The sequence below is a fragment of the [Pseudomonas] carboxydohydrogena genome (assembly GCF_029030725.1).
GTDB classification, from domain to species: Bacteria; Pseudomonadota; Alphaproteobacteria; order Rhizobiales; family Xanthobacteraceae; genus Afipia; species Afipia carboxydohydrogena.
The window spans coordinates 2,238,890-2,258,659 of sequence record NZ_CP113162.1 but is presented as its reverse complement, the minus strand read 5'-3'; the positions used below and the strand labels follow the sequence as shown (position 1 = coordinate 2,258,659).

General features: G+C 62.1%; 15 protein-coding genes. 9 read left to right on the top strand and 6 right to left on the bottom strand.

Features of this window, described 5'->3' with window-relative positions; all coding sequences use genetic code 11:
* Nucleotides 1-6 precede the first annotated feature (6 nt).
* The 6 genes from AFIC_RS10910 to AFIC_RS10885 all read right to left on the bottom strand — a co-directional run bounded on the left by AFIC_RS10910 (nt 7) and on the right by AFIC_RS10885 (nt 7,644).
* Nucleotides 7-1,107 (bottom strand): DSD1 family PLP-dependent enzyme, encoded by a 1,101-nt coding sequence (locus AFIC_RS10910; RefSeq protein ID WP_275246261.1) that lies wholly within the window; start codon nt 1,105-1,107, stop codon nt 7-9.
* A gap of 10 nt (nt 1,108-1,117) precedes the next feature.
* Nucleotides 1,118-1,909, bottom strand: coding sequence for an enoyl-CoA hydratase (locus AFIC_RS10905; protein ID WP_275246260.1), 792 nt, complete (start codon nt 1,907-1,909; stop codon nt 1,118-1,120).
* A 14-nt stretch (nt 1,910-1,923) separates the two neighbouring features.
* Nucleotides 1,924-3,117 (bottom strand): CaiB/BaiF CoA transferase family protein, encoded by a 1,194-nt coding sequence (locus tag AFIC_RS10900; protein WP_275246259.1) that lies wholly within the window; start codon nt 3,115-3,117, stop codon nt 1,924-1,926.
* A 78-nt stretch (nt 3,118-3,195) separates the two neighbouring features.
* Nucleotides 3,196-3,624, bottom strand: a complete 429-nt coding sequence (locus tag AFIC_RS10895) for a GlcG/HbpS family heme-binding protein (RefSeq protein ID WP_275246258.1) — start codon at nt 3,622-3,624, stop codon at nt 3,196-3,198.
* Between the two features lie 58 nt (nt 3,625-3,682).
* Nucleotides 3,683-6,646 (bottom strand): FAD-binding and (Fe-S)-binding domain-containing protein, encoded by a 2,964-nt coding sequence (locus tag AFIC_RS10890; RefSeq protein ID WP_275246257.1) that lies wholly within the window; start codon nt 6,644-6,646, stop codon nt 3,683-3,685.
* Between the two features lie 272 nt (nt 6,647-6,918).
* A complete protein-coding gene (locus AFIC_RS10885) occupies nt 6,919-7,644 on the bottom strand; it encodes a GntR family transcriptional regulator (RefSeq protein ID WP_275246256.1) in 726 nt (241 codons plus the stop codon).
* Between the two features lie 204 nt (nt 7,645-7,848).
* Between AFIC_RS10885 and AFIC_RS15835 the strand changes: the two genes are divergently transcribed.
* The 9 genes from AFIC_RS15835 to AFIC_RS10840 all read left to right on the top strand — a co-directional run bounded on the left by AFIC_RS15835 (nt 7,849) and on the right by AFIC_RS10840 (nt 19,765).
* Nucleotides 7,849-8,148: a hypothetical protein gene (locus AFIC_RS15835; protein ID WP_420833328.1), complete on the top strand. Its 300-nt coding sequence runs from the start codon at nt 7,849-7,851 to the stop codon at nt 8,146-8,148.
* Between the two features lie 168 nt (nt 8,149-8,316).
* The gene (locus AFIC_RS10875; RefSeq protein ID WP_275246255.1) at nt 8,317-9,522 is read left to right on the top strand and encodes a pyridoxal-phosphate-dependent aminotransferase family protein; all 1,206 of its coding nucleotides are present in this window, start codon (nt 8,317-8,319) and stop codon (nt 9,520-9,522) included.
* 72 nt (nt 9,523-9,594) lie between these two features.
* Nucleotides 9,595-10,587, top strand: a complete 993-nt coding sequence (locus AFIC_RS10870) for a Bug family tripartite tricarboxylate transporter substrate binding protein (protein ID WP_275246254.1) — start codon at nt 9,595-9,597, stop codon at nt 10,585-10,587.
* A 104-nt stretch (nt 10,588-10,691) separates the two neighbouring features.
* Nucleotides 10,692-11,243: a tripartite tricarboxylate transporter TctB family protein gene (locus AFIC_RS10865; RefSeq protein WP_275246253.1), complete on the top strand. Its 552-nt coding sequence runs from the start codon at nt 10,692-10,694 to the stop codon at nt 11,241-11,243.
* Between the two features lie 12 nt (nt 11,244-11,255).
* Nucleotides 11,256-12,767, top strand: a complete 1,512-nt coding sequence (locus AFIC_RS10860) for a tripartite tricarboxylate transporter permease (RefSeq protein ID WP_275246252.1) — start codon at nt 11,256-11,258, stop codon at nt 12,765-12,767.
* A 146-nt stretch (nt 12,768-12,913) separates the two neighbouring features.
* A complete protein-coding gene (locus AFIC_RS10855) occupies nt 12,914-13,615 on the top strand; it encodes a TetR/AcrR family transcriptional regulator (RefSeq protein WP_275246251.1) in 702 nt (233 codons plus the stop codon).
* 1 nt (nt 13,616) lies between these two features.
* Nucleotides 13,617-14,825, top strand: a complete 1,209-nt coding sequence (locus AFIC_RS10850) for an efflux RND transporter periplasmic adaptor subunit (RefSeq protein ID WP_275246250.1) — start codon at nt 13,617-13,619, stop codon at nt 14,823-14,825.
* A 19-nt stretch (nt 14,826-14,844) separates the two neighbouring features.
* Entirely contained in the window at nt 14,845-17,928 is a 3,084-nt protein-coding gene (locus AFIC_RS10845) for a MexW/MexI family multidrug efflux RND transporter permease subunit (protein WP_275246249.1), read from the top strand.
* Between the two features lie 61 nt (nt 17,929-17,989).
* Nucleotides 17,990-19,765: a glycosyltransferase gene (locus AFIC_RS10840; protein ID WP_275246248.1), complete on the top strand. Its 1,776-nt coding sequence runs from the start codon at nt 17,990-17,992 to the stop codon at nt 19,763-19,765.
* Nucleotides 19,766-19,770 lie beyond the last annotated feature (5 nt).

Below are 19,770 nucleotides of genomic sequence, written 5' to 3'. Positions count from 1 at the left end.
TCCTCGCTACCAGCCGCGCGCCACCGGCCACACGGCTTCGACCTTGTCGCCGCGACAGGCGACGAGCCAGTCATGCAGGTTGACGGTGGGATCGCAATGGCCGGGGATCAGCTTGAGCCTGTCGCCCGGTTTGACGGAGGCCTGCGGCGACACTTGCAGCGTGCCGTGCTCGTCAGTGGCTTTGATATAGGTGACGCCGGGCGCGTCGAAGGCAACGGGCAGGCCGCTTTCGGCGGTAAGGGATTTCAGACCCGCGTCACATACCGCATGGCTAGGAGTTGCCGCGCTGATGACGCTCGCCAGAACGAACAGCGCGTTGCGGAACGGGTAGGCGGTGTCGTTGCGGCCGTAATCGGCGTCCATGAACACATAGGAGCCGCATTGCAGCTCGGTATAGACGTCGCTGATCATTTCGTTTTCGTACGATCCGGTGCCAGCGCCCGCGATGACGTCGCAGGAAAAGCCTGCTTCGCGCAACGCATCGGCTGTCTCGCGTGCGAAGGCGGCCGCCTTGGCGATGGCCGCGACGCGCTCCTCGGGATGGCGCAGATGCTGCGCGGTGCCGTGATAGGCCTGCAAGCCCGAGAAATGCAGGTTCTTGTGCTTGGCGACTTCCTTTGCCAGCGTCACGGCATCGTCCGCCGAAGTGACGCCGCAGCGCCCCATGCCCACATCGATCTCGATCAGAACATCGAAGGTCACGCCGGCTTCGCGCGCGGCGTCGGCCAGTATCTGCACCTGATCGGCATGATCGACGCAAACGCCGATCTTCGCGGTGCGCGCCACCTGCGCGAGGCGCTTCGCTTTCTCCGCGCCGATGATTTCGTTGGAGAGCAGGAGGCTGCCGATTCCGCCTGCCGCCATCGCTTCGATTTCGGCGACGTTCTGGCAGCACATGCGGCTGGCGCCCGCCGCCATCTGGCGCTTCGCGATCTCGACGCTCTTGTGCGCCTTGGCATGCGGCGTGACGCGCACGGAGGGATAGGCTGCGACACGCGCCGCCAGCGCCTTGATGTTGGCCTCCATCGCGTCAAGATCGACGATCAGCGCGGGCGTTTGGATCTGCGCGATGGTCATGCCCGGCTCGGCGGGACGGCGGGTTGTCATGCTGGCACCCTCACTTGCCGGTGAAGACCGGCTTGCGTTTTTCCATGAAGGCCTTGCGGCCTTCCTCGTAATCGTGGCTTGCGAAACATGCATCCACCATGGCGTCGCACCTGGCCATGTCACGCGCGCTTTCGTCCTTGGCGATCTCGCCGACGATGAACTTGATCGAATCGATGGTCAGCGGCGCGTTGCCCGCGATGGTCGTGGCGTAGCCCATGACGTAGGTCTCAAGCTGATCGTTCGGCACCACGCGGTTGGCGAATCCCATGATGCGCGCTTCCTCGGCGTCGAACTGCCGCGCGGTGTAGAAGATTTCCTTGGTGAAGGAGGGGCCGACGATGTCGAGCAGCCGCTTCACGCCGGGATAGCCGTAGCCGACGCTGAGCTTCGCGGCGGGAACGGCGAAGCGCGCATTCTCCGTGCAGATGCGGATGTCGCAGCAGCTCGCAAGGCCCATGCCTCCGCCGACGCAATACCCACGGATCATGGCGATGGTCGGCTTCGGACAATTGTAGACCGATGCATAACCCGCCTCGACAGCTTCGTTGTAGGTGTCTGCGCCATTGTTGGAGGCACGCTCTTCTGCGAATTTGGAGATATCCGCGCCGGAGACGAATGCCTTCTCGCCCGCGCCGGTGATGACGATCACGCGAATGGCCGGATCGGCGGAGAAATCGTTCATGATCCCGGCGCAGGCCTGCCACATCTCCAGCGACACCGCGTTATGCCGCGCCGGATTGTTGAAGGTCAGGGTGCCGATCGCGCCATCCTTGCGGGCGATCATCTTGTCGGTCGTTATCATGGCGTGCCTCGCTGTCAGACGGCTTTGCTGTGTTTCAGCGTTGAGATTTCAGCATCGCTGAACCCGAATTCGCGCAGAAGCTCGTCGGTATGCTCACCGACCTCGGGAGGCGGCGCGACGAAGCGGCTCGGGGTTCGCGACAGCGAGAATGGCTGTTTTACCAGATTGACGTCGCGCTTGCCGGTGCCGGGCACTTTCTCGACGATGTCGAGATGTTTGACCTGTGCGTCCTCGAACACCTTGTCGATGGTGTAGATCGGCCCGCATGGCACGCCGGCCTTGTTCAGCTTCTCGATCCATTCGGTGGTGGTGCCCGTGGCCGTGACCTTCTCGATCTCGGCGTTCAGGGCGTCGCGGTTCTCCGAGCGCAGTTTCGGATTGCGATATTCTGCCTGTTCGATCAGATCGGCGCGGCCGAGCGCGTTGGCGAGGCGCTCCCAGATCACCTGTCCGGTGGCGGCGATGTTCATGTATCCGTCCGAGGTCTTGAACACGCCGGTCGGAATCATGGTCGGATGGTTGTTGCCGGCCTGCTGCGGCACATCGTGCTGCATCAGCCAGCGGGCGGCCTGGAAATCCAGCATGAAGATCTGCGAATGCAACAGCGAGGTCTGCACCGCCTGGCCTTCGCCGGAGAATTCACGCTCCAGAAGCGCGGTGAGAATGCCCATGGCGCAGAACAGGCCGGAAGTCAGGTCCGCGATGGGAATGCCGACGCGCATCGGGCCTTCGCCGGGCGCGCCGGTGATCGACATCAGCCCGCCCATGCCTTGCGCGATCTGGTCGAAGCCCGGACGCTTCGCATAAGGGCCATCCTGCCCGAAGCCTGAGATGCTGGCATAGACGATGCGCGGGTTGATCTTGCGCAGCGCCGCGTAATCGATGCCGAGCCGCTCCTTCACGTCGGGGCGGAAATTCTCCACCACCACGTCAGCCTTCTCGACCATGCGGTAGAAGGCTTGCTTGCCGGCCTCGTTCTTCAGGTCGATGGTCATCGCGCGCTTGTTGCGATGCAGGTTCTGGAAGTCGGGGCCATGCCGCGCGCCGCCGAGCTGCTCGTCGTCCGGAATGTCGGTCGGCGCTTCCAGCTTGACGACATTCGCACCCCAGTCCGCGAGCTGCCGTACGGCGGTCGGGCCTGCGCGAACGCGGGTGAGATCGAGGACCGTGAAGCGGGCGAGGGCGTCGGACGCTTTGGGGACAGGCATGGGCGTTTCCGTTTCTTGTGATTTTCAGGATCGAGAAACGAGGGCCGGTAAGACCCTCGTCAGGCCTGTCGCGGAATCCTAGCCTGCGTCGGCTTTCAATCCTGCCGCCTCGATGCCTGCGATGCAGCAGGTCTCGTCGTTGTCGGAGGTGTCGCCGCTGATGCCGATGGCGCCGAGAACGTCGCCGCTCGCATCCTTGATCAGCACGCCGCCGGGCACCGGGATCAGCGCGCCGCCCGCCATCGCGTTGGCGGCGCCGATGAAGTAGGGCTGCTCGTTGGCGCGCTTGAACAGCGCGCGCGAGCCGACGCCCATCGCCAGCGCGCCATAGGCCTTGCCGTGAGCAACCTCATGGCGCATCAGGCTGGTGCCGTCCTGAAGCACGGAAGCCTTGATACAGCCGCGCGCGTCGAGCACGACGACCGCCATCGGCTTGGTCTTCAATTCGGCGATCTTGGCCAAAGCGGCGTCGAGAATCTTGCGGGCGGTGTCGAGCTTGAGCGTCATATTCGTTTCCTCGTGATGGCCGTGGGATACGGCTTTTCAGCATGTTGCGTTTCGCCGATCAAGCATCCGGGTCGGAATGGCTGCTAGGACGATGACCGAGGCTCATCGCCAGCACGCGCGCGACATGCAGCGCGCCGCGCCCGGTGCCATCCTTGATCTGATGGCGGCACGAAGTGCCGTCGGCAACGATGATGGCTTCCCCCGGAGCCTTGCGCACGGCAGGCAGCAGGCTGCGCTCGGCCATGGCGATGGATTCGTCGTAGGTGTCCGCGCCGTAGCCGAATGCCCCGGCCATGCCGCAGCAACTGGATTCGATGACTTCCACGTCGAGATCGGGCACCAGCCGCAGCACCTTCTGCACCGGCGTGAAGGCATCGAACGATTTCTGGTGACAGTGACCGTGGACCATCGCCTTCGGGGCGACCGGCTTCAGGGGCAATTGCAATTTGCCCGCGGCTGCTTCGCGCAAGAGAAATTCCTCGAACAGCATGGCCTGAGCCGACACCGTCTTCGCGGCATCGTCCTTGCGCAGCGACAGCAGTTCGTCGCGCAGCGTCAGCAGGCAGCTCGGCTCAAGCCCGACAATGGGCACGCCGCGCTCCGCGAACGGTGCAAAGGCGGTGACAAGGCGATCCAGTTCCTCGTGAGCCTTGCCGACAAGGCCCGCCGACAGGAAAGTGCGACCGCAGCATAGCGGCCGCGTGCCTGTCATGGGTTTTGGCACATGCACGCGATAGCCGCCCGCGATCAGCACGCTGAGGGCGTCGTCGAGGTTTTCGCGCTCGTAGGCGCGATTGAAAGTATCCGCGAACAGCACGACCTCAGGGCCGCCTTCCGGCCCGAACACCGTGCCATTCGGTGCGAAGGTGTCGCGCCGCCATTCCGGCAGATCGCGCTTCGCGCTGAAGCCCGCGATCTTCTCCAGCGCCCAGCGCATCAGGCGGCTTTTGTTGCGCAGGTTTACGAGCGGCGCGAAAGTGGAAGCAAAACCGGCGTAATAGGGCAGGTAGCCGACGAGGCGGTTGCGGAGCGTGAGGCCGTGGGTCTTCACGCGCGCCGCCAGCACCTCGATCTTCATCTTCGCCATATCGACGCCTGTCGGGCATTCGCGACGGCACGCCTTGCAGGAGACGCAGAACTTCATTGTCTCCATCATCGCGTCGGATGACAGTGCATCGGGGCCGAGCTGACCGGAGATCGCGAGCCGCAGCGTGTTGGCGCGGCCGCGCGTCACATCCTTCTCGTTGCGCGTGGCGCGATAGGACGGACACATCACGCCGCCTTCAAGCTTGCGGCACGCACCGTTGTTGTTGCACATCTCGACCGCGCCCTGAAAGCCGCCGGCAGCACCGGGATACGCGGACCAGTCGAGTTCGGTCGTAAAATCCTCGACCTTGTAGCCGGGCTTGAAGCGGAACAGCGAGCGGTCGTCCATCTTCGGCGGATGCACGATCTTGCCGGGGTTGAGCGTGCCCTGCGGATCGAAACGCTGCTTCACCTCCTCGAAGTCGCGTACGATGCGCGGGCCGAACATCTGCTCGTGGAATTCGGAGCGCACGAGGCCGTCGCCATGCTCGCCGGAATGTGAGCCCTTGAACTCGCGCACCATGGCGAAGGCTTCCTCGGCGATGGCGCGCATCGCCTTGACGTCCTTCTCGAGCCGCAGGTTCAGCACGGGCCGCACATGCAGGCAGCCTTCGGAGGCGTGGGCATACATTGTCGGGCTTGTGCCGTGCTTGGCGAACACCTTGTTGAGGCGGTCGGTGTATTCGGCCAGATGCGGCAGCGGCACCGCGCAATCCTCGACGAAAGACACCGGCTTTCCAGCCGTCTTCATCGACATCATGATGTTCAGGCCGGAGGTGCGGAAATCGGTGATCGCCGCCTGAATCGCGGGCTCGATGATATCGGCCACGCCGCCCCATTTGCGTGGCGGATTATTCCAGGAAAAACCGAGGTCGCCCATCAGTTCGTTGAGCTGTTTGAGCTTGGCGAGATTGGCCTCCTGACTCTCTTCGGCGAATTCGACGATCAGCAATGCTTCTGGCTCGCCGCGCACCACCGCCTCGATGGTCGGCTTGAACATCGCGATGTCGCGGCCGAGCGAGATCATGGTCTTGTCGACAAGCTCGACCGCGATGGGCTTGAGCTTCACCAGATGCTGTGCCGCGTCCATCGCCTCGTAGAAGCTGCCGAAATGGCAGACGCCGAACACTTTCGTGCCGAGCAGCGGCCAGAGTTTCAACTCGACCTGCGTGGTGAAGGCGAGGGTGCCTTCGGAGCCGACCAGAATGTGGGCGAGATTATTGGTAGGCCCGTTGGGCGTCAGTGCGTCGAGATTGTAGCCGCCGACGCGGCGCTGCACGGATGGAAAGCGATCGGTGATCTCACCGGCTTCGCGGCTGCCCAGCGCGAGCAGGTCGCGAAACAGGTCGCGCCCCGGTGCTTCCACGTTCGGCCACGCGGCGTCGCGCTCGACGGGGCCGAAATGCAGCTCGGTGCCGTCGGCGAGTGCCGCATTCATCGACAGCGTATTGTCGCGCATGGTGCCGTAGCGCAGGGAGCGGCCGCCGCAGGAGTTGTTGCCGGCCATGCCGCCGATCGTGGCGCGCGAGGCGGTCGAGACATCGACCGGAAACCACAGCCCGTGCTTTTTCAGTCGCCGGTTGAGGTCGTCGAGAACGATGCCGGGCTCGACCACGCAGGTGCGCTTTTCGACATCCAGCGAGACGATCTTGTTGAGATATTTGGAAACGTCGACGACGAGACCGTTGTTGATGGTCTGGCCGCATTGCGAGGTGCCGCCGCCGCGCGGCGTGACGACGCAGCCTTCGTCGCGGGCGATCTGCATCGCGGCCAGCGCCTCGGCCTTGGTGCGGGGCGCGACCACGCCGAATGGCATGATCTGAAAGAAGGAGGCATCGGTGGCGTAGCGGCCGCGCGAGAAGCTGTCGAACATCACGTCGCCGGTGATCTCGGCATGCAATCGCTGTTCGAGTTTCGATTTCGACCCGCTCGCCATGCTCATTCCTTGACCGATGTCGCGGCTGCCTGTGGCGGTCGCGGCCTCACCATCTCGTATCCGGAGAAGGCCCAGTCCGCCGGAGATCAACCCGAGAGGGTGATAGGGCGTGGTCCTTGTCGCTGCCGCACTTTCCGAGCGCTTTCATAGGGTAAACAGCCCCAAGGCGCTCCGGATCAAGCTCAACGTGTCTGAATTGGTAGGGGGCGAGAATATAAAATGCAAAAGAAATCGCCGGCATACAGATTTTTGTATGCATAAATTGCAATAACTTAGCGCAGAGTCGAGGGTGCGGTATCTGATTGCTGCTGCGCCGGTTCCAGGGCGGCGCGGCGCTTGTTTCTCAAATGATGGAACAGGATCTCGGAAAGCTCGGCACCGGCGCGGCGGCGGAGTGCGTCGAGGATCATCTCGTGTTCGCGCATCGCTTCGCCCCAGCGCTCTTTTTCGCGCGCGAAGTTGGCCGAGTAACGCACGCGGCGAATGCGGCCGGCGAGAGTGGCGTAGGTCGATTGAAGGATGTGATTGCGCGAGGCCGCCAGGATCTTCTGATGGATCGTCTGGTTGGCGCGGAAGTAGTTGTGCATGTCCTTGCGCAGATAGAAACCGTACATCTCATGATGGAGTTGCTCGATCTCGGCTACTTCCGCGTCAGTGATGTTTTCGCAGGCAAGCCTGCCGGACAGGGCTTCCAGCCCTCCCATCAGGTCGAACAATTCGTGCAGATCGCGCTCGCTCAGCGCGCGGACGCGCGCGCCGCGATTCGGCAAAAGCTCGACGATGCCCTCCGATGCGAGCACCTTGAGCGCCTCGCGCAACGGGGTGCGGGAAATGCCGAGCAGTTCGCACAGTTCGCGTTCGAGAATCCGCCCGCCGTCGGGGATGTTGCCCTCGACGATGTGATCCCGCAGCCGCGACAGCGTTTCGTCGTGGAGGGACGTCTCTTCCTTGGTGTCCGCGGGCTCGTGGGAGTGCAGGGTCGCAACTGAAGCGGTCATGATGGAATCGCCGATTTTTCTGACACGACTTTAATCTGGCAGGGAATAATTGGCGAGTTATTTTTTGAATTCAAAATTTATGTTGCATTCAAAAAAATCAGATGCAATTCTTTCGACTGTAGACGGAGAGGGTCGGGCGAAAGGTCGTGACCCCTAAAGGGCTATGGCGCGAAAGCTGTGCCACCAGACCAGAGGGTGAGAGTCGTGACCCGTTTTCAAGGACACCATTTTCTTCAAACCCCGGCACCCTGTCCTGTGCCGGACCGCGTACTGCGGGCGATCGACACGCCGGTCATCGACTATCGCATCGCCGCACTCGCCGAGCTTGGCAAGGCGGCGTTGAGCGGCTCCCGGAAAATTTCACGGACCTTGGGCTTCGTGGCGCTCTCTCGCCATCGGACGGAGGTCGCTAACATCGCTTGCGCGGGAACGCTGATGCGGTTCTCGGTGCGGCAACCCGACATCGCGACGCATGTGGACAGGTCGCCGGAGACGAATCCGTAGAAGAGGACGGACTGAAATAGGAGTGGAATTTCATCGTACTAAAGATTGATCCGGACAACGAAACAGGACGATTTTATGGTTGCGCGGGGGGCTTTTACGGATACATTCCCGACGGCAAATCGACCTTATAATAAGGTCATTTGCGCCATAAAAATCGAGGATTTAGAGATGGTTGGTCATACAGGAAGGCATTTCCTCCAGATTCCGGGCCCGAGCAACGTGCCGGACCGGGTCTTGCGTGCAATGGATATGCCGACCATCGACCATCGTGGTCCGGAGTTCGCCGAGATGGCGCTCGGCATCATGGAAAGCTGCAAGCGGGTTTTCCGTACCAAGAATCCGGTGCTGATTTTCCCCTCGTCCGGCACGGGCGCATGGGAAGCCGCCATGGTCAACACGCTGTCGCCGGGCGACAAGGTGCTGATGGCGGAGACCGGACAGTTCTCGGTGCTGTGGCGCAATCTCGCCGAGCGTTTCCAGGTCGATGTCGAGACGATACCGAGCGACTGGCGTCGCGGCGCGAAAGCCTCCGATATCGAAGCGCGTCTTAACGCCGACAAGCAGCATTCCATCAAGGCGGTGATGATCGTCCACAACGAGACCTCGACCGGCGTCACCAGCCGTGTCGATGAGGTCCGCAAGGCGATGGATCGCGCGCGGCACCCCGCGTTGCTGTTCGTCGATACGATTTCCTCGATGGGCTCGATCCGCTACGAGCACGATGCCTGGGGCGTCGATGTCACGGTCTGCGGTTCGCAGAAGGGTCTGATGATGCCGCCGGGCCTGAGCTTCAACGCGGTGTCCGACAAGGCGATTGCCGCTTCCAAGACCAACACGCTGCCGCGCTCCTACTGGGACTGGAACGAGGTGCTCAAGGCCAATCAGGCCGGCTCATGGCCTTACACTCCCGCGACCAATCTTCTTTACGGCCTGCGCGAATCCATCGCGATGCTGGAGGAGGAAGGGCTGGAGAACGTCTACGCCCGTCACCAGAAACATGGCGAAGCGACGCGCGCGGCCGTGCGGGCCTGGGGTCTTGAAACCGTTTGCGCCGATGCAGGCGAGTATTCCCCGGTCACGACGGCTGTATTCGTGCCGGAAGGCCATGATGCGGATCGCTTCCGCAAGGTCGTGCTCGAGAATTTCGACATGTCTCTCGGCGCGGGCCTCGGCCGCTTGCAGGGCCGCGCATTTCGCATCGGTCATCTCGGTCACTTCAACGACCTGATGCTGATGGGCACGCTTTCGGGCGTCGAGATGGGTCTCGATCTCGCGGGCATTCCGCACAAGCAGGGCGGGGTGCTGGCGGCGATGGATGTTCTGAAATCGAAAGATGAAGGCGTTGTAGCGGTTCCACGAGTTGCCGTCGCATGACGGGCAAGAGCGTATAAGCTCGCAAAAAAAGAGCAGCGCAGTTTCAAAAGGGCAAACCAGGGAGAGGATACGATGCGGAAGGCGATGAATACGGCGGCGATTGTTGCACTGACGTTGGCTGCGGGTATCACCGGCGCCAGTGCGTGGGAGCCGACCAAGACTGTCGAAATCGTGGTCGCGGCGGGCGCGGGCGGTGCATCGGACCAGATGGCCCGCATGCTGCAATCGGCCATCCAGAAGCACAAGCTGATGAACGTGCCGGTCGTCGTGTCGCTGAAGGGCGGAGCCTCCGGCGCCGAAGCGCTGATGTACATGAAGGGCAGCCCCAGCGAGGCCGACAAGGTTCTGATCGCCTATTCGCTGATCTATCAGCTTCCGCTGTCGGCGAAGATTCCGTTCAACTGGCGCGACCTGACGCCGGTCAACATCATGGCGTTCGACGAGTTCATCCTGTGGGATAATTCCGAGACGCCGTACAAGACGGTGAAGGAATTCATCGACGCGGCGAAGAAGTCCCCGACGCCGTTCAAGTTCGGCGGCACCGGCTCCAAGCGCGAAGACCAGATCCTGATGGTCGGCCTCGAGAAGCAGACCGGCGCGAAGTTCTCCTATCTGCCCTACAAGTCGGGCGGCGAGGCGGCGACCCAGCTCGTCGGCAAGCACATCGACGCCAACGTCAACAACCCCTCGGAAAATCTTGAAGTCTGGCGTGCGGGCCAGGTTCGTGCGCTCTGCGTGTTCGACGACGAGCGCATCGCCTACACCTCGAAGGTGACGGACAAGCAGTCCTGGCACGACGTCCCGACCTGCAAGGAAGAGGGCGTCGACGTGCAGTACAAGATGCTGCGCGCGATGTTCCTGCCGGGCAAGGTGACGCCTGACCAGGTGAAGTTCTACGAGGACATGTTCCGCAAGGTCAGCCAGACTCCCGAATACAAGGAGTACATGGAAAAGCAGGCACTCAAGCCGGTCTATATGACGGGCAAGGAGATGATGGATTTCCTTGAAAAGGACGACAAGGCCAATGCCGACCTGATGAAGGCGGCCGGCTTCGTCAAACAGTAACGGACGTCTGACGTAACTTCTAAGTAGTCTTCCAGGACTGATAAGGCGCGCGTTGTCGCCACGATGACGCGCGCCTCGAAACAGGACCATCTGCGAGCGCAATCATGGCAAATAACGAGATCGAAATCGAAGTGTCCGACCCGACCGCTCCGGCGGAGAATTCCCCGTCGCTCGCCCGGACGCTGACGGTCGATATCTGGACGATGGTTGTATTGGGCGGCTTCGCGGCGGTGATGGCCTGGGACAATTACAAAACCGGTATGGGATGGACCGAGGACGGACCGGAGCCGGGATATTTCCCGTTCTATCTGTCGGTCATTCTGGTGCTTGCGAGTGTCTATGGCATCGTGAAATCGCTTTCCGAGCGGCGCACCGCCGGCGGCGATGCGGAGGTCTTCGTCACCCGCGATCAGTTTAAGCGCGTGCTGCTGGTGTTCGTGCCGACGGTGGCGTTCTGCGTGGCGATGCAGTGGCTCGGCCTTTATGTCGCGAGCTTCCTGCTGACGGCGGGATTTATGATTTTCGTCGGCAAGCTGTCGGTCTGGAAGTCGCTGCTCACGGCGGCGATCTTCTCGATCGCCATGTTCTACATCTTTGAAGTCAAGTTTGACGTCATCATGCCGAAGGGGCCGCTCGAAGCCCTGTTCGGCTACTGAGGAGATAGTCCGATGGAGGCTTTTTCGCTCCTGCTCCATGGCTTCTCGGTGTTGCTCACCTGGAAGATTCTCGGCCTGATGTTCGTCGGCCTGATCCTTGGCGTATTCGTTGGCGTGCTGCCGGGCCTCGGTGGCCCCAACGGCGTCGCCATTCTGCTGCCGATCACGTTCTCGATGGACCCGACATCGGCCATCGTGATGCTGTCCTGCATCTATTGGGGTGCGCTGTTCGGCGGCGCGATCACCTCGATCCTGTTCAACATTCCGGGCGAGGCGTGGTCGGTCGCCACAACATTCGACGGCTATCCGATGGCCCAGCAGGGCAAGGCCGCCGAGGCGCTGACGGCTGCGTTCACCTCGTCGTTCATCGGTTCGTTCGTCGCGGTGTTGCTGATCACATTCGTTGCGCCCGGCATCGCGTCGTTCGCGCTGCGGTTTGGCCCGGCGGAGTTCTTCTCGGTCTATCTGCTGACGTTCTGCTCCTTCGTCGGCCTCGGCCGAGAGGACAAGCACAAGACCATCATCTCGATGGCGCTCGGGCTTCTGCTCACCGGCATCGGCATGGACACCGTGTCGGGCACGCTGCGCATGACGTTCGGCTCGACCGACCTGCTGCGCGGCGTCAACTTCCTGGTCGCGGTGATCGGTCTGTTCGGCATCAGCGAAATCCTGCTCACCATGGAGGAGCAACTCGCGCTCAAGGGCCATGCCGCGGCGATCAGCCCGCGCACCGTGCTCAAGGTGTGGATGGAGATGCCGCGCTACTGGGTGACGCTGGTGCGCTCCTCCGCGATCGGCTGCTGGCTCGGCATCACGCCGGGCGGTGCGATCGCGGCGTCATTCATGGGCTACAATCTGGCCAAGCGCTTCTCCAAGGACCCGGAAGGTTTCGGCAAAGGCAAGATCGAGGGTGTGTTCGCGCCCGAGACGGCGGCGCATGCCTCCGGCACGTCCGCGCTGCTGCCGATGCTCGCGCTCGGCATTCCGGGATCGGGCACCGCGGCGATCCTGCTCGGCGGCCTGATGGTGTGGGGCCTCAACCCCGGTCCGCTGCTGTTCGTCGAGCATAAGGATTTCGTCTGGGGCCTGATCGCCTCGATGTATCTCGGCAACGTCGTCGGCCTCGTCATCGTGCTTGCGACCGTGCCGCTGTTCGCCTCGGTGCTGCGGGTGCCGTTCGCGGCGATCGCGCCGATGATCGTGGTATCCTGCGCGATCGGCGCCTTCGCGATCCAGAACGCGATGTTCGACATCTGGCTGATGCTGCTGTTCGGCGTGATCGGCTACGTTTTCAAGAAAATCGGGATACCGCTCGCACCGCTGACGCTGGCGCTGGTGCTGGGCAGCAGGGCAGAGGATGCCTTCCGGCTGGCGATGATCTCGGGCTCCGGCTCGTTCGGCATCTTCTGGTCGAACTGGCTGGTCGGCTCGATCACTACGCTGTCCTTTGTCCTTCTGTTCCTGACCCAGATCGAGAAGGGCATTTCCCGGATCGGCCGCGTCCTGCGGCCAGCCCAAGCCTGAGCCTCCAGGCGGGGCTGATCCTCTCGAGGGGCGCGAAATTGTCGCGCCCCTTTTTCCTCGGCGGCGGCCTTCAATTCGCCGAAAGACGGTCGTTTTGTGCCATAGAAATCAATTGACCATATCCAAGTAAGTGCTTACTTCGTCTCATGGCATTTAAGCGCATGAGTGGCGATTCGCGCCGGCGGCAGATTCTGGATGCGGCGAAGCAATGCTTCGCGCAATACGGATTCGCCGGCACCACGACGAGAAAGGTGGCGACCGCCGCCTGCATCTCGGAAGGGCTGCTGTTTCGTCATTTCGCGACCAAAGCCGCGCTGCACGCCGAAATCCTCTCGGAGGCCTGCGAGGCCGATCCCGACCTCCGGCGGCTGCTTGAACTTGAGCCTTGCAGCGAAACCCTCGCCATTCTGATGCAGGAGATGGTTGCCCATTTCCTTGAGATCCGCAGCCTTCAGACTCGCGAGGATGAGGAGCGGCTGCGCCTGAGCTTTTCCAGTCATCTCGACGATGGGGAATTCGCGCGTCTCCTGTTTGAAAAAGTCGCGAGCCTGATCTCGCCGCTGTTCATCGCCTCGCTTGAGAGCGCCATCGCCACGGGCGACGCCGTGCGTGTCCAGGGAAGGCCGATCGACCTGTTCTGGTTCGTGCATCACATTCTCTATTCGCTCGCGCTGACGCGGCTGCCAGAAACGCCTTCGCTCGACTATCCGGCGGACGATGCTCTCGCGAACGAACTGAACGGTTTCATCCTGCGTGCGCTCGGAGTGAAGGCGGATTTCATCGCCGCCCATCTCAAGAACGCCGCGTCATTCCCGATATCGCAGCATCTTATTCCTGAAAGTGCCTGACATGACCGTTCCTGCCGAAGACGATCCGCATTCGCAGCGGCCTGCCGGTGAAACCGAAACCTCTGCGCATGCGCACAAGCCTGTTCGCATGCGCAAATGGATCATCATTATTGGCGGCGCGCTTGCTCTGCTGGTGTTCCTGTTCGTGGGTTTCAACGCTTTTCGCGAGCACATGATCGCGCAGTTCTTCGCCAACATGAAGCCGCCGCCGGTCAGCGTGGCCGTGGTGGATGCCAAGAGCGAAGTCCTGCCGAACCTGATTACCACGATCGGCGATCTCGCCGCCGTGCATCAGGTGGATGTCTCCGCCGATGTCAGCGGCCGCGTCACCGACATTCTGTTTACGGCGGGCGCGACGGTGAAGAAGGGCGATCCGCTGGTGCAACTGTTCGATGCGCCGGATCAGGCTGACCTTGTCAGCTACAAAGCGCAGACGCTGAACGCGCAGCTCGCGCTCGACCGCGCCAAGGCGCTGCTTGCCAGATCGTTCGGCCCGCAGGCGACCGTCGATCAGGCGCAGGCCGCGTTTGATCAGGCAAGCGCAAGCGTCGCCAAGACCGAAGCCGTGATCTCGCAGAAACTCGTTCGCGCTCCGTTTGACGGACAGCTCGGCGTGCGCCGCGTGGAAGTCGGCCAGTACCTGAGCGCAGGTACGCTGATCGTGACGCTGACGGATTTGTCGAAGGTCTATGCCAACATCACCGTGACGGAAAAGGATCGCGCCATCATCGCGGTCGGGCAGGATGTCCAGATTCTGGTCGATGCCTATCCGGGCCGCACGTTCAAGGGCAAGATCACCACCATCGAGCCGCAGATTTCCTCCGATACGCGCAACGTGCGCGTGCAGGCGACCCTCGACAATCCCGAGCATCTCTTGAAGCCGGGCATGTTCGCGACTGTCTCGATCGTGCTGCCGGCGGAGCCCGCGCAGGTGACGTTGCCGGAAACGGCGGTCGATTACACGCTGTATGGCGACTCCGTTTTCCTGGTGAAGGAAAACAAGGACAAGGACGGCAAGTCGTCGTTGACCGCGGAGCGCGTGCCGGTCACCACCGGCATTCGCATTCACGGGCAGGTGGCGATCAAGAAGGGCGTCAATTCCGGCGACCGGGTCGTCGCGGTAGGCCAGCTCAAGCTTCAGTCCGGCGCGGCCATCGAAATCTCGTCCGATCAGCCGCCGCCGATTCCGGCGCAGCCGCCGCGTTACTGATCAGCCGGAGCCAGATTTCATGGTCTTTACCGACATTTTCATCAAGCGGCCGATCCTGTCGCTGGTCGTGAGCCTGCTGATCCTGCTGATCGGCTTCAAGGCGGCAACCAGCCTGCCGATCCGGCAATATCCGAAATTGTCGAACACGGTGGTCACCGTGACGACGAGCTATCCCGGTGCATCGCCCGAATTGATGCAGGGCTTCATCACGACTCCGATCGAGCAGGCGGTCGCATCGGCCGAAGGCGTGGATTACATCACGTCGACCTCGGTACAAGGCGTCAGCACCATTCAGGTGTATGTGCGCCTCAACTTCGATCCAAACCAGGCGCTGACCGAAGTTCTCGCCAAGGTGAACTCGGTCAAATATCTCATCCCCAAGGAGTCGAACGACCCGGTCATCACCAAGTCCACCGGCCAGACCACGGCGGTGATGTATATCGGCTTCGCCAGCGACGAACTGGGCGGCTCCGCCATCTCCGACTATCTGACGCGCGTGATCCAGCCGATCCTGTCCACGGTGGATGGCGTGGCGTCCGCCGATATTCTCGGTGGCCAGACCTTCGCGATGCGCCTGTGGCTTGATCCGGCACGCATGGCGGGGCGCGGCGTCACCGCGGCGGATGTCTCCTCGGCGATTCAGTCCAACAACTATCAGGCGGCCGCCGGCCAGACCAAGGGCTACTTCATCGTCTCCAACGTCACCACCAACTCCGACTTGAGCGACGTGCAGGCGTTCAAGCGCATGGTCGTGAAGTCGAAGAATGGCGGCCTGGTGCGCATGGAGGATATCGCGACCGTCGAGTTGGCGGCGCAGAGCAACGATTCCAGCGTGGCCATGAACGGCCAGCACGCGATCTTCATCGGCGTTCAATCGACGCCGCAGGGCAACCCGCTGACCATCGTCAAGGGAGTGCGCGCGCTGTTTCCGGAAATGGAGCGCAATCTGCCGCCGACGCTGAAAATGAAGGTTGCCTACGATTCGACCAAGTTCATCCAGTCATCGATCGACGAGGTGGAAAAGACGCTCGGGGAAGCCGTCGTCATCGTCATCGTGGTGATCTTCCTGTTCCTGGCCTCGTTGCGTTCGGTCATCATTCCGGTCGTCACGATTCCGCTGTCGCTGATCGGCGTCTGCTCGCTAATGCTGCTCGCGGGATTCAGTATCAATCTGCTGACGCTATTGGCGATGGTGCTCGCCATCGGTCTTGTGGTCGACGACGCCATCGTTGTGGTGGAGAATATTCATCGCCATCTGGAGGAAGGGAAGTCTCCCGTTCAGGCGTCGCTGATCGGCGCGCGTGAGATCGTCGGTCCCGTCATCTCGATGACGATCACGCTTGCCGCCGTGTACGCCCCGATCGGATTCCTCGGCGGCGTCACCGGCGCGTTGTTCCGGGAGTTCGCGTTTACGCTCGCCGGCTCGGTGATCGTGTCCGGCATCATCGCGCTGACGCTGTCGCCGATGATGTGTTCGATTTTGCTCACGCATGTCGAGCAGGGCTGGTTCGCCCGCAAGGTGGATGCGATCTTCCGTTCCGTGACTGACTGGTACGGAAACCATCTTGACCGCTCGCTCGACTACCGGCCCATCACGGCGCTGTTCGCGGCAGTGATCCTTTTCCTCGTGGGATTTCTCTATACCCACTCCAAGGCGGAGCTTGCGCCAGAGGAAGATCAGGGCATCCTGTTCTCGCTGACCAAGGCGCCTAAATACGCAAACATCGATTACGTCAATTTTTACGGCGATCAGCTCGGCAATGTGTTCGGCAGCTTTCCCGAAACCGACCTGACCTTCGTGCTCAACGGCACGCCCGTGGCCAACCAGGGCATCGCGGGCATGATCCTGAAGCCGTGGGATGAGCGCAAGCGCTCCTCGACCGCGATGAAGCAGGAAGTGCAGAACGCGGTCAGCAAGATCACCGGCACGCAGGCATTCGTGTTCAACCTGCCGGCGCTGCCGGGCGGGCCGGGCGGCCTGCCTGTGCAGATGGTGATCAATTCCACCAGCGACTTCCGGCAGGTCTATCAGGAGATGGAGAAGCTCAAGGCTGCCGCGCGCAAGAGCGGTCTGTTCATTGTCTCGGACAGCGATCTTGCCTTCGACCAGCCGGTGGTGCGGGTGAACATCGACCGCAACAAGGCGAACGAGCTTGGCGTGACGATGTCGAACATCGGCACCACGCTGGCGGTCGCCCTCGGCGGCAATTACATCAACCGCTTCAACCTGCAAGGGCGTTCCTATCAGGTGATCCCGCAGGTGCCGCGCACGCTTCGCCTGTCGCCGGACGCTCTCAACGGATATTATGTGGCGGCCGCCAATGGCGACCAGATTCCACTCTCGACTCTGGTGGACATCAAGACCGGCACAGATCCCAACGCGCTCACGCATTTCAACCAGCTCAATTCGGCGACCTTCCAGGCCGTGCCGATGCCGGGCGTGACCGTGGGTACCGCGGTGGATTTCCTGGAGAAGCAGGCGCAGCAACTGCCGTCCGGTTTCGGACACGACTATCTGGCGGATGCGCGTCAGTACAAACAGGAAGGCAACCAGCTTGCGGTGGCGTTCGGCTTCGCGCTGATCATCATCTTCCTGGTGCTGTCCGCGCAGTTTGAAAGTATTCGCGATCCGCTGGTGATCCTGATCTCGGTGCCGATGGCGATCAGCGGTGCGCTCATCCCGCTGTTTTTCGGTGTTGCCACGATCAACATCTACACTCAGGTCGGGCTGCTGACGCTGATCGGCCTCATCAGCAAGCACGGCATCCTGATGGTGGAGTTCGCCAACGAATTGCAGTTGAAGGAAGGGCTCGACCGTCGTGCGGCGATCGAGAAGGCAGCGCGCGTCCGTCTCCGCCCGATTCTGATGACGACGGCGGCGATGGTGACCGGCCTCGTCCCGCTCCTGACCGCGAGCGGCGCGGGCGCGGCGAGCCGCTTCTCCATCGGCCTCGTGGTCGTCGCGGGCATGACTATCGGCACGATGTTCACGCTGTTCGTGCTGCCCGCGGTATACACCGCGATCGCGACCGACCATTCGGCGCATGCGATCTCGAAGCGCACCAAGGACATCGAGGCATTCGAGGCGAGCGTCGCCTCCTGACCGGGTTGACGCGGGCCCCCCACCGCTTGCGGCGGCGGGGGCCCGCGGCCACAATGGGAGAATGAAGTCTCCCCTTCCGCCTTCCTTGCGCGATGAAGTCCGGTTTTTCTGGGTTGGGCCTCCGCTCAGCGCTTACGAAATCCTGTCGCTGAAGAGTTTTCTCGGCGCCGGGGCGCGCGTGATTTTGTACGCATACGACAAAAACCTCGCGGTGCCGGATGGCGTCGAGTTGCGTGACGCCGCAGAGGTTCTGCCGCTCGATATTCTCAATCGCTACAATTCCGGAAATGCGAAGGCATGGGCGCGCCATTCCGATCTGTTCCGCTATGCGATGCTCGAGAAATTCGGCGGCTGGTATGCCGATCTCGATGTCGTCTGCCTCGCGGATCGCCTGCCACAAAGCGAGATGTATTTCGGCCGCGCCAGCGAGGCCCGTATTTATGCGGGGCTGCTGAAATTCCCGAAGGGTGCGGCGGTTCTGAAAGACCTCATCGGGGAGGCAAACCGGCTGCTCCCGCGGGCGGGCACGATGGCGGAGGACGAAGCTCGCGCCATGATCGGCACGCCGCTGCTTAGCCGGATGTTGCAATCGCATGGGCTGGACCGGTTTGCGGCTCCGACGCGGGATGCCTATGCGATTCCGTTCAACGAGGCGCTGGCGTTTTTCGATCCCGAACAATGCGAGTCGCTGCACGCGCGGCTTGAAGGCTGCACCTTCACCCATCTGTGGAATGGCGCGTGGGCCGCGCTGCGGATTCCAAGGGATTACGGTCCGCCGCGCGGCAGCCTTCTCGACGTGCTGTTCGCGCGCTTCGGCATCGACGTGCCGGAGCAGGGCAGGCTCAATTACGAATCCATCGCGTCATGGGCGATGGAGGATTGCATTCTGGAGGAATACAAGCGGCGTGAGGGCGGCGCGGCGTTCTCCGCGAGTGCGGTGGGCGACTTCCTGCAGGCGCTGCGGCGCGAGGGTTGGCAGCCGCGCGACCGGCTCTATCGTCCGCGACAGCCGCAGAATCTTCCGGACGAGACGCAAAGCGCGCATCCGCAGACGGTGCGCACGTTCTGGCACGGCAATGCGATGCCGCCGTATCAGCAGGCGTGTCTTGCGAGTTTTGCCCGGCGTGGCCATCGCGTCGAGGTGTTCACCTATCAGGAAGATGCGTGTTTCGCATCGGGCCTGCACGTTTGCGATGCGCGCGAGATCTTGCCGGAGCAGCAGGTGCTGCGTCCGCTTGCGGGCGGCAAGTTGGGGATTCATGCAAACCTGTTTCGCTACGCGCTGCTGGAACGGCTTGGCGGCTGGTGGATCGACCCCGATGTGATGCTGATGCAGCCGGATTTACCGGACGGAGACGTTTATATCGCGCCGCCCGACGTGTTTCGCTGCACGCCGGTCGCGGTGTTGAAATTTCCGGCCGGTCATCCGTTGATGGTCGAGGCACGCGCGAAGGTGGTTGCGCTCGATGACAATCCGGAGGCATGGGATCGCGCGGGTGCGGCGCTGCTGAGTGAGCTGGTGCGAAGTTGCGATATTCTGTCGCAGGCTGAAGATGGGCTCGGTCCGATTTCCTGGCTCAACGTCCCCGACCTGTTCGATCCGGGAAAGCGTGATGAATTAAATCTCACGGGCCACGCTGCGCGGTTTCTGCATCTACAGGACGAGGTCTGGCGGCGGGCGGGGATTCCGTCCCGGCTAGGGCCGCCGGAGGGATCGTATCTTGCTGAATTGCTTGAGCGTTATGGTTCAGTTGCGGATTTTCCGGCGCGGATGACGTTCGACCAGGTCAATCGCTGGGTGCGGCATATGTATCGCGCTGCGGGGCTGGAGCGCTAACAGCG